The organism is Ruegeria sp. CDSC085 (assembly GCF_059610465.1).
This window is the reverse complement of record NZ_JBXWNR010000003.1, coordinates 262,350-275,540: the sequence shown is the minus strand read 5'-3', so window position 1 is coordinate 275,540 and position 13,191 is coordinate 262,350. Positions and strand designations below refer to the sequence as shown.

General features: G+C 56.7%; 16 protein-coding genes. 5 read left to right on the top strand and 11 right to left on the bottom strand.

What is annotated here, in order from left to right:
• Positions 1-69: 69 nt before the first annotated feature.
• From AC2FJB_RS07730 to AC2FJB_RS07710, 5 genes are read right to left on the bottom strand one after another with little or no spacing between them, the layout of a single operon-like run.
• A complete protein-coding gene (locus AC2FJB_RS07730; protein ID WP_496717799.1) occupies positions 70-783 on the bottom strand; it encodes an alpha/beta fold hydrolase in 714 nt (237 codons plus the stop codon).
• A gap of 11 nt (positions 784-794) precedes the next feature.
• A complete protein-coding gene (gene pcaD, locus AC2FJB_RS07725; protein ID WP_496717797.1) occupies positions 795-1,583 on the bottom strand; it encodes a 3-oxoadipate enol-lactonase in 789 nt (262 codons plus the stop codon).
• 60 nt (positions 1,584-1,643) lie between these two features.
• Positions 1,644-2,618 (bottom strand): threonine ammonia-lyase, encoded by a 975-nt coding sequence (locus AC2FJB_RS07720; RefSeq protein ID WP_496717795.1) that lies wholly within the window; start codon positions 2,616-2,618, stop codon positions 1,644-1,646.
• Complete coding sequence (locus AC2FJB_RS07715) at positions 2,615-3,445, bottom strand: alpha/beta fold hydrolase (RefSeq protein WP_496717794.1); 831 nt, start codon at positions 3,443-3,445, stop codon at positions 2,615-2,617. Before AC2FJB_RS07715 ends, AC2FJB_RS07720 begins: the two co-directional genes overlap by 4 nt.
• Positions 3,445-4,131 carry a haloacid dehalogenase type II gene (locus tag AC2FJB_RS07710; protein ID WP_496676711.1) on the bottom strand — a complete coding sequence of 229 codons (687 nt, stop codon included), beginning with the start codon at positions 4,129-4,131 and terminating at the stop codon, positions 3,445-3,447. The genes AC2FJB_RS07715 and AC2FJB_RS07710 overlap by 1 nt, the downstream gene beginning before the upstream one ends.
• Before the next feature lie 126 nt (positions 4,132-4,257).
• Here AC2FJB_RS07710 and AC2FJB_RS07705 point away from each other — a divergent pair, with 126 nt between their 5' ends.
• On the top strand, positions 4,258-4,686 hold the full coding sequence (locus AC2FJB_RS07705; protein ID WP_299639547.1) for an FKBP-type peptidyl-prolyl cis-trans isomerase: 429 nt from the start codon (positions 4,258-4,260) through the stop codon (positions 4,684-4,686).
• Between the two features lie 33 nt (positions 4,687-4,719).
• Here AC2FJB_RS07705 and AC2FJB_RS07700 read toward each other — a convergent pair whose 3' ends face one another.
• The 4 genes from AC2FJB_RS07700 to fabA are packed head-to-tail and all read right to left on the bottom strand — an operon-like array spanning position 4,720 to position 7,525.
• On the bottom strand, positions 4,720-4,899 hold the full coding sequence (locus tag AC2FJB_RS07700) for a hypothetical protein (protein ID WP_496717792.1): 180 nt from the start codon (positions 4,897-4,899) through the stop codon (positions 4,720-4,722).
• 58 nt (positions 4,900-4,957) lie between these two features.
• A complete protein-coding gene (locus AC2FJB_RS07695) occupies positions 4,958-5,749 on the bottom strand; it encodes an enoyl-ACP reductase FabI (protein ID WP_117869803.1) in 792 nt (263 codons plus the stop codon).
• 5 nt (positions 5,750-5,754) lie between these two features.
• Positions 5,755-6,984 (bottom strand): beta-ketoacyl-ACP synthase I, encoded by a 1,230-nt coding sequence (fabB, locus tag AC2FJB_RS07690; RefSeq protein ID WP_496717790.1) that lies wholly within the window; start codon positions 6,982-6,984, stop codon positions 5,755-5,757.
• Between the two features lie 31 nt (positions 6,985-7,015).
• Positions 7,016-7,525, bottom strand: a complete 510-nt coding sequence (gene fabA / locus AC2FJB_RS07685; protein WP_496717789.1) for a bifunctional 3-hydroxydecanoyl-ACP dehydratase/trans-2-decenoyl-ACP isomerase — start codon at positions 7,523-7,525, stop codon at positions 7,016-7,018.
• Positions 7,526-7,711: 186 nt separating this feature from the next.
• Here fabA and irrA point away from each other — a divergent pair, with 186 nt between their 5' ends.
• A complete protein-coding gene (gene irrA / locus AC2FJB_RS07680) occupies positions 7,712-8,128 on the top strand; it encodes an iron response transcriptional regulator IrrA (RefSeq protein ID WP_117872833.1) in 417 nt (138 codons plus the stop codon).
• 4 nt (positions 8,129-8,132) lie between these two features.
• Here the strand turns inward: irrA and AC2FJB_RS07675 are convergent, their stop codons facing one another.
• Positions 8,133-9,029, bottom strand: a complete 897-nt coding sequence (locus AC2FJB_RS07675) for a LysR family transcriptional regulator (protein WP_496717788.1) — start codon at positions 9,027-9,029, stop codon at positions 8,133-8,135.
• Between the two features lie 84 nt (positions 9,030-9,113).
• On the opposite strand from AC2FJB_RS07675, the gene AC2FJB_RS07670 reads away from it, so the two are divergent.
• Positions 9,114-9,911 (top strand): phytanoyl-CoA dioxygenase family protein, encoded by a 798-nt coding sequence (locus AC2FJB_RS07670; RefSeq protein ID WP_117869799.1) that lies wholly within the window; start codon positions 9,114-9,116, stop codon positions 9,909-9,911.
• 6 nt (positions 9,912-9,917) lie between these two features.
• Here the strand turns inward: AC2FJB_RS07670 and AC2FJB_RS07665 are convergent, their stop codons facing one another.
• Positions 9,918-10,781, bottom strand: coding sequence for a glycosyltransferase family protein (locus AC2FJB_RS07665; protein WP_496717787.1), 864 nt, complete (start codon positions 10,779-10,781; stop codon positions 9,918-9,920).
• A gap of 123 nt (positions 10,782-10,904) precedes the next feature.
• On the opposite strand from AC2FJB_RS07665, the gene miaB reads away from it, so the two are divergent.
• Positions 10,905-12,224, top strand: a complete 1,320-nt coding sequence (gene miaB, locus AC2FJB_RS07660) for a tRNA (N6-isopentenyl adenosine(37)-C2)-methylthiotransferase MiaB (RefSeq protein WP_496717786.1) — start codon at positions 10,905-10,907, stop codon at positions 12,222-12,224.
• Positions 12,225-12,397: 173 nt separating this feature from the next.
• Positions 12,398-13,162, top strand: coding sequence for an outer membrane protein (locus tag AC2FJB_RS07655; RefSeq protein WP_496818079.1), 765 nt, complete (start codon positions 12,398-12,400; stop codon positions 13,160-13,162).
• Positions 13,163-13,191: the final 29 nt, after the last annotated feature.

The window sequence follows — 13,191 nt, the reverse complement described above, 5'->3', positions numbered from 1 at the left end:
CCTATTCATGCTCGACGAATGAGGGAAGAGAGAGTTCGCCCTCACAACCCATGTCGTTAAGACAGGTTACTAGAGTTTGCCTTCCAGTTCGGACAAAAGCTCAGCCAATTCCTGCGGATGTGAAAAAAACGGTGAATGTGAGCTGTCGATTGTGCGCCGAAGATCTTCGGGAACGCAGGAACTCATGTCTGCCTGGTACTCGGTTGGAATCGTGCGGTCATCGGTTGTTCGGATATAGGCCTTGGGGACTTTGGCAAAGCGCGGACCGACTGGCAGCGGTGTTTCTTGTGGATGGATGGCTTGCGGACACAGGCGCGCGTACGCGTAAGGCAGGATGTCGTCCGGGCAGTCGTGATAAAACAGCTTTGGGATGGCATCTACGGACACGGTGTAGGAAAGCCCGTCTGCAGATTTTTCTACCGCGTGAACTATGGTTTGCCGCGGCCCGCGTCTGCGCATTTCTGCCATCGAAAGACCATCCCGAGGGACATAGGCGCACAGGTAAATCAAGGCGCGCATCGCATTTGGACGCGCCTCGGCTGCTGCGCTGATCGGAAAGCCGGCCCAGGAATGGCCGACGACGATCGTATCGGGTGTACAGGCGTTCAAAATGGCATCGCGGCAACTGTCCAGCGTGACGTCGGCCACCGGCGTGGGGTCTGCACCATGGCTGGGCATGTCGATGGCGCGGGCGTAATGGCCCAGGGTTTCCAAAGCGGGGATCAGGTCGCGCCAGCACCAGGCGCCGTGACACGAGCCATGGACCAACAGGAAGGACGCCATGTCATTCTCCTTCAGACATGTCCGATTTCGGTCAGAAATCCGGTCAGGATTTCTGCGTATTCCGCGGGTTTCTCAACGCAAGGCAAATGTCCTGCGCGGCGGATCAGCCGAAATCGGGATCCGGGAACAAGATCAATCGTCTCCCGCACCAGATCGGGCGGGGTAGATCCGTCTTCGCTGCCCGCAATCCCAAGCGTGGGCAGGCGCAGGCCGCTTGTGGGGGTATAAAAGTCGGTGCCGGCAATGGCGGAACAGCAGCCCAGATACCCTTCGACTGGTTGGCTGACCATCATATCGCGCCAGGGCAGGTGGTTTTGCGCGCGGCGGTATTCGCGCGAGAACCAGCGCTCCATCGTGGCATCGGCCAGAGCCTCGATCCCGCCCTTTCGCACCGCCTGAATGCGCTCTTGCCAGACCGAAGGCGTGGCGATCTTGGCAGCGGTGTTCGACAGCACCAGCGCACGAATCTGGTCCATGCGTTTGACGGCCAGCCCTTGCGCGATCATCCCGCCAATCGAGAGGCCGACAAAAACGCAATCGCGAACCTGAAGGTGATCCAGCAGCGCCTCTGCATCCCGCACCAAAGCGCCCATCGAATAGGGTGCAGGCGGCACCGAGGATTGCCCGTGCCCACGCTTGTCATATCGGATGATGCGCAGCCCGTCGGGCATGTATGGCAGCACCGAATCCCATAGATGCAGGTCGGTTCCCAGGGAATTGGCAAACACAATGGGTGCACCGTCCGTGGGGCCGTCGATGCGATAGTTCAGCTTCACGTCGCCCAGATCAGCGATCATCATGACAAAGGTCCTTGTCGTCACGGCGTTCCTGGTGCAATTTGCACGGCTTTGGTACACTTGTCAGGTCAGGAATTCCAACGCCTTAGCGAATATTTCCGGACCGACATTACCGCCCGAGGTGACGACGATCACATCGTCACCCTCGATCTCGTTGCCCCGGAAAAGGGCCGAGGCCAGCGCTACGGCACCACCGGGCTCCAATACGATTTTGAGGCGCAGAAATGCATGTGCCATGGCCTGCAACGCCTCTTCTTCGGTGACAGACATTCCGGGCCCACAAAGACGATGAAGAATCGGAAAGGTGATGTCGCCAGGCTGTGGTGTCAGGATGGCATCGCATATGTTTCCTGAAGCCGCAGTGTTGTTTTGAATTTGACCTGACGCCAATGATCGTTTGACGTCGTCGAACCCTTCCGGCTCACAGGGCCGCGCCCGCAAGTTCGGCGCGTGTTTTTCCAATGCCAGCGCAATGCCAGAGGTCAAACCCCCTCCGCCGCAACAGATCAGAACATCCGCATGCGAAACCCCAAGTTCCGCAGCCTGCTTCGCGATTTCAAGCCCAGTTGTGCCTTGCCCCGCGATGACCTGCGGTTCGTCATAGGGGCGGATCAGGGTCAGACCACGCTCTGCCGCGATGGCTTCGCCAATCTCCTCCCGGCTTTCATTCGCGCGATCGTACAAAACGACTTCTCCGCCCAGCGCGCGGGTATTGTCGATCTTGAGTTGCGGCGCGTCTGACGGCATGACGATGACCGAGGCAATACGATGTTTCGAAGCAGCCATCGCAACGCCCTGCGCGTGGTTGCCCGATGAATATGCGATCACGCCGCGCTTGCGTACGCCCTCATCCAGCGCGGAAATGGCCGACCACGCGCCGCGAAACTTGAAACTGCCGGTATGTTGCAGGCATTCCGGTTTGACCCAGATTCGGCGGCTTGCGAGGTTGTCGAGAAAGGGCGACGACAGGATCGGTGTTTCGCGGACGTGTCCTTTCAGCCGATCTGCGGCGGCTTCGATCATCTCAAGTGTGCTCATGCGGCGTTCTTCAATACCTTCTGTATCAGGTCCAGTGATTGGGGTTCGTTCAGGAACGGAACATGCCCACGATCGGGCACTTCGACCGAAATCAGGCCGGGAAGGCGGCTGTGCATCTCCGTCAGCGTGTTCGAGCCCAGAATATCGGAATTCGCGCCCCGGATCACACCGGTGGGAATGTCGCGCAAGGCTTCAAAGAGTATCCATAGATCAGGTGCTGCCCCGCTTGCAGCTTGCTCAAGAAGCGCTTTGCGCAAGGCTGGATCATATCCAAGTTTCAGCCCATCGTCCCGCATTTCATACTGAATTTCAGCCTGTTTGCGCCAGGTTTCCAACGGAACTCCGGGAAATTGCGCTTCCATGACGTGTTTCAATGCAGCGGCAGCTTCATCATGGGTTTTGGCAGCGGGTTGTGTGCCCACGTAGGCCATGATTTTAGCTATACCCGTCGGCTCGATAACTGGTCCCACGTCATTCAGAATAACAGCGGCAAGACGTTCAGGATGGCTTGCGGCCAGCGTCATGGCGATCAGTCCGCCGCGCGATGTGCCCAGAATGGCGGCTCTCTGGATCCCCAGAACATCCAGCAGCTCAATCGCGTCATGGGATTCGCGAAAGATGTTGTAGTTCATGTAATCGGGATCATATTCCGAACGGCCGCGCCCCCTGTAATCCATAGTGATCATGCGCAGGTCAGAGGCATATGGCGCAAAGAATGAAAAATCGCGGCTGTTTCGGGTCAGGCCGGCCAGACACAAAAGCGGTGTGCCGGTCCCGGTTTCCTCATAGTAGATGCGCCTGCCGTCCGTTGTCATGAATTCTGGCATCAGAGACCGGCCAACTTGGGAACCGAGGTCAAATCGGACAACACATGTGCAGGTGTCCACGGAAGGCGGTCCATAGGTTCAGAAATCCGATTGACCCATGCGGTTACAAAACCGTACCCGCTGGCCCCGGCAGCATCCCAACCGTTTGAGCTGACGAACAAAACCTCATCGCGGGCACAGCCAAACCTTTCTTGCACCAGATCATAGACGCGGGCATGGGGTTTGAAGACGCCGACACTTTCGACCGACAGAATATCATCCAGCACATCGCCAATCCCGGCAGATTGCACTGCGCCTTCCAGCATGGGGGGCGAACCGTTGGACAGGATGGCTGTCCGCAGCCCACCATCCTTGAGGGTTTTCAACATGGCAGGAACCTCGGGGTAAGCCTGCAACTCCCAATAGAGATCAAGCAGACGCTGGCGCAGTTCCGGGTCGCCTTGCAAGCCCGCGGCTTCCAAGGCCCAATCCAGCCCGTCCTGGGTGACATCCCAGAAGTCCGCATGCGCATCCGCTACGGCGCGTAGCCATGTGTACTGCAGTTGCTTCAGGCGCCAATGTCCCGCGACTGTAGGCCACTTGTCTTTCAGCGCTTCAAAGCCCGGCTCGTCTGCCGCCTGTCGGGCAGCCGCAGCAACATCGAATAATGTTCCGTAGGCGTCGAACACACAGGTCGTGATCGCCATATGATCCTCCTCTGATTGCGCGCAGGTTGGCACATCGGGGAATGGGGTGAAAGGGCCGAGGCTTTACAACATTGTGTCAACCTCTAGGGTTGGCCGCTTAACCCTTTAGAACGGCCGGAGGCCACGATGACTGAAATAAAACAGGGCGACACGGTTCGCATTCACTACACCGGGACGTTGCTGGACGGAAAAGTCTTTGACAGCTCGGACGGGCGTGACCCGCTGGAATTCGTGGTTGGGTCGGGCCAGATCATCCCGGGTTTGGACAGTGCCATGCCGGGTCTGTCCACCGGGGACAAGACGCGGGTCGAGATTGCCTGCACGGACGCCTACGGCCCGATCAACCCTGCAATGTGTCAGGAAATTCCCCGCGAAGGTATTCCGGATGACATTCCTCTGGATCCTGGGACACAGTTGCAGATGCAAACACCAGAGGGTCAGGCCGTACCGGTAACGGTCGTGGATTCGAACGAAGCCACTGTTACGCTGGATGCAAATCACCCGCTGGCCGGGCAGGATCTGGTTTTCGAGATCGAAGTCGTTTCAGTCAACTAAGACGAGGTTCGGGCCGGATGTCCGGCCCGTATCTCAGCCCATCAGAGAGTAAATCGCGGCACGCATCTGTGGCTGAGTAAAGAAGACAAACACCAGCAACAGTGAAGTCAATGTTAGCAAAAGCACTCTGGCCCGTTGGCTGAGAAAACCGGGCTTACGCCGATTTTGCGTTGCGCGTGCATTGTTTGCAATGATTTGGTCTAGCTTGCTCATATTGTTTTCCTGCCGCGAAATGATGGTGAAATCTGGGCAGCGGCAGGGAAAGAAATAGTCACATGGCTTCGGGCTGAGGCATGCCCAGTACGTGGAAACCACCATCAACGCGGATGATCTCACCTGAAGTGCAGGCACCTGCATCCGAGGTTAGATACACTGCGGTACCGCCGACCGCTTCAAGTGTTGCGTTAGAACGCAACGGCGCATTCTGATCGCAGAACTTGTAGGTCTTGCGCGCGCCGCCAATGGCTGCCCCGGCGAGAGTCTTCATCGGTCCCGGGGAAATTGCGTTTACGCGGATGCCATCGGGCCCCAGATCGTTGGCCAGATACCGGGTTGCCGATTCCAGCGCAGCCTTTGCAACACCCATCACGTTATAGTTCGGTACAACCCGGTTGGATCCCTGATAAGTCAGGGTCAGCAGGGAACCGCCATTGTCTTTCATCAAAGGATAGGCGCGGCGCGCGACCTCTATGAAGGAATAGGCCGAGACATCCATCGAATGCTTGAAATTCGCGCGTGTGGTATTCAGGAAACGACCTGTCAGCTCGGACTTATCCGAATATGCGATAGCATGGACCAAAAAATCGATGGTGGGCCAACGTTCGGCCAGTTCGCCAAAAGCGCGATCCAGCGACTCGTCGTCGGTGACATCCGCATCGACCATGAAATCGCTGCCCAGGCTCTGAGCCAGCGGCTCCAACCGTTTGCCAAATGCCTCGCCCTGATAGGTGAAAGCCAGTTCGGCACCAGCCTCGTGCATGGCCTTGGCAATGCCCCACGCAATCGAGCGGTCATTGGCCACGCCCATGATCAGGCCGCGTTTACCTTTGAGAAGATCCGACATTACTTTCACCCGTTATACTTTGACAAAACCATGGACCCGTTTGTGCCGCCAAAGCCGAAGCTGTTGGTCATGACACTGTCCAGTCCTGCGTTTTCAACCACTTGAGTTGCAATTTCACCGGGCTGAATGCCTTCGGCAAGCGTATCGACATTGATCGATGGTGTAATGAAATCGTTTTCCAGCATCAGCAGGCAGAAAATCGTCTCAAGCGCGCCCGCCGCGCCCTGAGCGTGGCCTGTCATCGACTTGGTCGACGAGATGGGTGGCACATTGCCTTCGCCAAAGATGCGACGCACGGCCTCGACCTCACCCACATCGCCGACGGGGGTCGAGGTGCCATGGGCATTGATATAGCCAACCTTGCGCCCCTCGGGCACGGTATCCAGAGCTAGACGCATCGCGCGCTCGCCGCCCTCACCTGAAGGGGCAACCATGTCGTGGCCGTCTGAAGTTGCGGCATAACCTGTAACTTCAGCATAAATTTTGGCGCCGCGCGCCAAAGCGTGGCCCAGCTCTTCCAGAACAACGATTCCACCGCCGCCCGAGATCACGAAACCATCGCGGTTTTCGTCGAACGCGCGCGAGGCTTTGTCGGGTGTGTCATTATATTTCGACGACATCGCGCCCATTGCGTCGAACAGGCAGGACAGGGTCCAGTCCAGTTCCTCTCCGCCGCCGGCGAACATCACATCCTGCTTGCCCAGCATGATCTGTTCGGCCGCGTTGCCAATGCAATGCAGCGAAGTCGAGCAAGCGGACGTGATCGAATAATTTATGCCCTTGATCTTGAATGCCGTCGCCAGGTTTGCCGAAATCGTCGAGCACATGCATTTCGGCACGGCAAATGGCCCGATCCGCTTGGTCGCGCCTGTCTTCAGAACGGCCTGATGCGCCGTCAGCATGGCGCTGGTCGATGGTCCGCCAGAACCTGCAACCAGCCCGGTACGGGGGTTGACGATCTGGTCTTCTGTCAGCCCTGAATCGGCAATCGCCTGGCTCATGGCGATATGTGCATAGGCGGCCCCGGGACCCATGAAGCGCAATGTACGCTTGTCCACATGCTGGGCCACGTCGATCTTGAGCGTACCTGCGATCTGGCTGCGAAAACCATGTTCGGCCATCTGCTCGTTGGCCACGATCCCGGATTTGCCTGCTTTGAGCGAGGCCAGAACCTCTTCAGCATTGTTCCCGATCGAGGACACAACCCCCAGACCGGTGACGACTACTCGACGCATGTGCGCACTCCTTATTTCAGACCGTTCAGGTTCAAGCCTCGGATAGAACGACCTTCATGTCTTTGACATCATAAATCATCTCGCCATCGGCTTCGACGATGCCATCTGCCACACCCATTGTCAGGCGGCGTGTTTGAATCGCTTTTTTGAAATCGATTTTATACGTCAGCATCTTACGGTCCGGGCGGACCATGCCGGTCAGCTTTACTTCACCTACGCCGACAGCCATGCCGCGCCCCTGCCAACCACGCCAGCCAAGGTTGAAGCCGGTCAGTTGCCACAGCCCGTCAAGGCCCAGACAACCAGGCATGATCGGGTTGCCGGGGAAGTGGCAGTCAAAGAACCAAAGGTCAGGTGTGATATCAAATTCTGCCAGCACATGGCCTTTGCCGTGCAGACCACCATCAGCCGAGATGTCGGTGATCCGGTCCATCATCAGCATCGGTGGGGCGGGCAATTGTGCATTGCCGGGGCCAAATAACTCGCCACGAGCGCATTTCAGCAGATCATCTTTGTCAAAACTGCTTGGGAACTGGGCCATTCTGCCGCCTTTCCTGCCGGGGGTCTGTCTTTACATCTGGCCTCGTCTAGCACCCGTTTGCAAGGTCCTGCAAGAGCAGCTCGCCACATCATGTTGTGTTGACACTTATCTTGCGAATGAATTTCATTTGAAATTGCCGGTGATGCGCCCCTATATATAAAGGCAGCAATAATGGGTATCGGATCGATGACACCTCAGAGCCGCGAAATCGCAACGGGTTGGCTGGTGAATGCCGGCTTGCGACCGACGCGTCAGCGCGTGGCGCTGGCCGAGCTTCTGGTGGGCGACGGCCGACATCGCCATGTCACTGCTGAAAGCCTTTTTGAATCGGCGAAGGCGAACGGGGATGCCGTGTCTCTGGCAACGGTCTACAACACTCTGCGTGCGTTTTGCGATGCAGGTGTGCTGCAGGAAATTACGGTGGACGGATCCAAGAGCTACTTCGACACGAACACGCATGATCATCCACATTTCTATTGGGAAGACGACGCGCGGCTAAGTGATGCGCCGTCGGATCAGCTTGTCATTCAGCGTCTTCCCGAGGCGCCGGAAGGTGTCGAAATCGCGTCTGTCGATGTCGTCATCCGCTTGCGCAGGAAATAAGATCTTAAACGCTCGTCAGTCCGGCCAGCAAAACGTGTTCCGCCTTTCCTATGACCGGGTCAGCTGGACCCGTGCCGTGGCGTGCCAGAACAACGGATTCTGCTGCGTCCCGATCGGTGATAGGCACGCTGACCAGACGCTTGGTGTCATAGCTGAAGGTGCTGGGTGGGCTGGCATAGCTGATCCCGATTCCCTCACCATGAGCCGCAAGGCTGCGTTGAATCTCTAGTGAAGCCGCCCGGTGTGCGACGGACGGGCGTAGACCGTTTTGCCGAAACAGGCCAAGAATATGTTGCGCCGACAAGCCTTCCGCAGACAAAATCAGCGGGTAGCTTTCCAGCGCAGCAAGAGTGACTTCGGTGGTTGTCGCCAGTGGGTGATCCGGGGGCATCAGGGCCTTCGGCCTGCTGTCGAACAGTTTTGTACGAGCGAACCCAGCGTCCATGGTCAGGTCGTAGGTAATCGCGATGTCAATCTGACCCTCCATCAATCCATTCAGCAGTCCTTCGAAAGACTCCGCCACGTATGTAAGGTTGATATCGGCGAAGGTGGTGCGAAGATGTTGCAGGGCCGGAGCCAACAGGAAGGGGGCCAGATCCGTAAAGCAGCCTAATCTCAGTTTGGTTGTTTCCGGTACGGAGGTATCGGACGCCTCGATTCGGGCAGCATTTTTCAGCAGGACCTCAGCCCGGTCTATGAAACTACGCCCCTGAGGTGTCAGCGCCATGGCCGCCCCGCGCCGGCGGACGAATAACGGATACCCCAAATGGGCTTCAACGCGCGTCAGAGCAGTAGACAAGGCTGGTTGTGAAACATTGAGATGTTGGGCTGCCGCCGACAAACTGCCGTGGCGCCCGACTGCACAGACATATTCATATTGGCGCAGCGAAATATATAACATGAGGTTAATAATAGCTTCTAAAGATATGATTTGAACAGAATACATTTTTCAGAGCAATAAACAGAAAATCCATAGGAGCCTCTGATGCCACACTCTCTTGTTTCTCAGCAGATGATCGATACTTATCAGGCGGATGGCGTCGTGCTGATCAAAGGATTGTTCGCGAACCACGTGGATCAGCTGCGGGACGGGGTGGCTGCGAATATGACCGATCCCGGCCCGTACGCGTCCGAAAACAAGAAGGCCGGTGAAACAGGTCGTTTCTTTGATGATTATTGCAACTGGACCCGGATTCCACAGTTCCGCGAGGTGATCGAGACCTCTCCCGCGGCCGAGGTTGCAGCTGATCTGATGCAATCGAAAAGCGTTCAGATGTTTCATGATCACGTGTTGGTCAAAGAACCCGGAACGTCGATGGCGACACCGTGGCATCAGGATGGTCCCTATTATTTCGTCGAGGGTCAGCAGACGATCAGCTTCTGGTCTCCGCTTGATCCGGTCAGGCAGGCGACCCTGCGTTGCGTCGCCGGGTCACACCGTTGGGAGAAGGAGGTTCTGCCGACCCGATGGGTTTCCGAAGAAGGCTTTTTCGCGGATGAAGGTCAGTACATCCCAGTGCCGGACCCGGATGCCGAGGGTATGAAGGTTGTCGAATTCGAGATGGAGCCCGGCGATGCCGTTGCATTCAACTATCGCACGCTGCACGGCGCGCGCGGAAACCAGTCAGACAGCCGTCGCCGCGCCTTTTCACTGCGGCTGGTAGGCGACGATGCCCGGTATGTAGAGCGCCCCGGCCGAACTTCGCCCCCGTTTCCCGGTCATGACATGACGCCGGGACAGCGCCTGCGCGAGGATTGGTTTCCGATATTGTTGCAGCGCTAAGCCGGCTCAGAACCACTGACCTGATTCGATCAGCCCGAGATCCAGCAACTGGCGTGACCGCCATTCAAACGGCACCGAATTGCGCCAGCGAAAGCTGCGGATGTCAAATGTTGACCCAGCATTGGATTTCAGAGCTTTCGCGGCCCGGAAGGAACAGATAGCGGCCGTTAAGTTGTGATGCCAGGGACAGGAATAGGTATTGTATTCCGGTTCGTTAAAGGTGTGGTCGGGTCTCAGCACCAAGTTTTTTTGAGCCTTGAACAAAGCGATGCGGTCGATCCTGCGACGTTCGTAAGGAATGTGGTCCTCGAATCGCCACCGCAACCCACCGGAAAGATCTACCTGACGGTCCAGCGGTTGGCCGCTTGGGTCGTGGCGGGTATGGGCGTAATACCCTGCGCTGTCGAACATGGCCTGATCTGGGGCCACGCCGTTGGGATTTGCGGTCAGATCCTCTGCGTAAAGGTCGAGGACATAGCTGAGCATCGCATTGCGACGCTCTTCACTGTGAAAGACCAGCATCTCGCCCACGCTGCGTGTTTCGCAATATGGAAAAAACAGGTATTCGGCGTTGTAGCAATAATACATCCAGATACCGGGTGCGGCCTGAATGATCCTGTTTATTGTTTCAAACACAACCAAACGCGGAACACATTTCAAACGGACCCGATGGACCTTGGCGGACAGGTCATCAGTCAGATGAAACTCGTCCGGCGCAAATACGATGACTGATTTGAAGCCCAGCGTCAGATGATGATGCAGCGTGCTGGCCAACTCCACCTCGTCCTCGGCAAAAATCAAAGCAACCGGGCCCTTGGCCAATGCGGCTTGGCCCGATTTAAGGAACTGGTCGAGGGAATCGTATGTCATCGGGTGCTTTTGGGTCCGGCTTTGCTGGAAAGTCCTGCCAAATTCGGGTAATTGCGCCCGCATTGCAAGCGGCGTTCTAAGCGTATAGACGACGCCGATCCAGCGAATGCAAAGGCCCGTCCCATGTCCGAACCGAAGAAGCTGTTTATCAAGACTTATGGCTGTCAGATGAATGTCTATGACAGCGAACGCATGTCCGAGGCGCTGGGCGGGCAGGGCTATGTCGAAACCAAGACGCCTGACGATGCCGATATGATCCTGCTGAACACCTGTCACATCCGAGAAAAAGCGGCTGAGAAGGTGTATTCGGAACTCGGTCGCTTCAAGGGGCTGAAGGCCGAAAAGCCTGACCTGAAAATCGGTGTGGCGGGATGTGTTGCGCAGGCCGAAGGTGAAGAGATCATGCGCCGCCAGCCGCTGGTTGATCTGGTCGTTGGTCCGCAAAGCTATCATCGTCTGCCCGAGATGGAGGCCAAGACCCGAGCGGGCGAAAAGGCGCTGGACACTGACTTCCCCGAGGAAGACAAGTTCGAAAAGCTGAAAAACCGTCCCAAGGCCAAACGCGGCCCGACGGCGTTTCTGACGGTTCAGGAAGGCTGCGACAAGTTCTGCGCCTTCTGCGTCGTGCCTTATACCCGTGGTGCTGAAGTCAGCCGTCCGGCGGATCGCATCATCCGCGAAGCCCACGATTTGGTCGAACGCGGTGTGCGCGAGATCACCTTGTTGGGGCAGAACGTCAACGCCTATCATGGGGCCGGGGTGAATGGTGACATGACCCTGGCGGGTTTGATCTGGGAACTGAACAAGGTCGACGGACTGGAGCGAATCCGTTTTACCACGTCGCACCCAAATGACATGGCGGATGACCTGATCGAGGCGCATGGCACCTGTGACAAGCTGATGCCGTATCTGCACCTGCCGGTTCAGTCGGGCTCGGACCGTATTCTCAAGCGGATGAATCGCAGTCACACGGCAGAGAGCTATCTGCGCCTGATCGAGCGCATTCGTGCAGCGCGCCCGGATATCGTGATGTCAGGGGATTTCATCGTCGGCTTCCCCGAGGAAGCCGAAGAGGATTTTCAGGCAACGATGGATTTGGTTGAAGAGGTCAAATACGGCTACGCCTATTCATTCAAATACTCCACACGCCCGGGAACACCTGCGGCCGAGCGGGCTCTGGTCGATCCGGCTGCGGCGGATGAACGGTTACAGCGCCTTCAGGCCCTTATCACGCGACACCAAAGGGAAATTCAGGACGGTATGGTTGGCCGTACGGTCCGCGTCTTGTTTGAAAAACCGGGCCGCCTGCCTGGTCAAATGGTCGGAAAATCCGAGTATCTTCATTCGGTTCATGTAAAAGGCCCCGAGATTGCCGTTGGTGATCTGAAAGAGGTCCGGATCATCGAGTCGGGCGCCAACTCTTTGGCCGGTGAATTGCTCTGAGTCGGTGAGATTCCGCCGTTCAAGCACCATAGTTGGTGTTTGTTTCCAAAATTTACCCTTGATTTATTGCTTGGAACTATGCTCCGAGAGGAGCCATGTTTTTTCGGGCGCCAGTTTTTGCGTCTAAAAAATGAATATGCACCGATCCGGAGATCGGAGTGATGGAGGTACGAGTGTCAATCTTGAAGAGCTTCAGGGCCTTGAGCCTGGTGAAAACCTTGCCCGTGGCTTCCGCGGTCACTCTACTTGCCAGTGCGACGATTGCCGGGGATTTGAAGGGCAAAACAGCCGATCCAGTTGTAATTAGTCCTAAGAAATTCAGCAGTGACGTCAGTGCATTTTACCTGGGGGTTTCCGGCGGCTACGGCTCGGGCGGGGATGATCGATTTGGACTGAGAACACCCGCCGGGCTGTTTGATATTGGCGACCTGAACGTATCCGGAGCCTATGGTGGCTTTCGCGGTGGTTGGCGCGGTGTTTTGCCCTCCAAGGGTGGCCGTGATTTTGTCTACGGTTTTGAAGTCGGATATGATTTCGGATCCTTGGACGACAGTGTCAGGGCCCAGATCGGCGGTTCGAACGTTCAGGGTGAGGCAGAGATATCTGACGTTTTGTCCCTCAGATATCGAAGCGGCCTGACAAGCCGAAACGGTCGGGTTCTCTACTTTTTCAGTGTCGGTTATCTGTGGGGCGATGTTGAAACGACCAACAGCATCACATCGGGAACTTCGGTCCAGAGCTTTTCGGCGTCGGACAGGCGGGGCGGATACACCGCAAGCATCGGTGCCGAACACAAGCTGACCGACAATTGGTCAGTCACCGGCGAATACGAATACGTCCAGTTCAAATCCGAAGACATTCAATTCGGTTCCGGCTTTTCCACGAAGTCGACACCGAAATACGGCGGTTTGAGATTCGGGTTGAACTATACTTTCTGATGAGCGTCTGACTGGCATTTTCCTTTTAT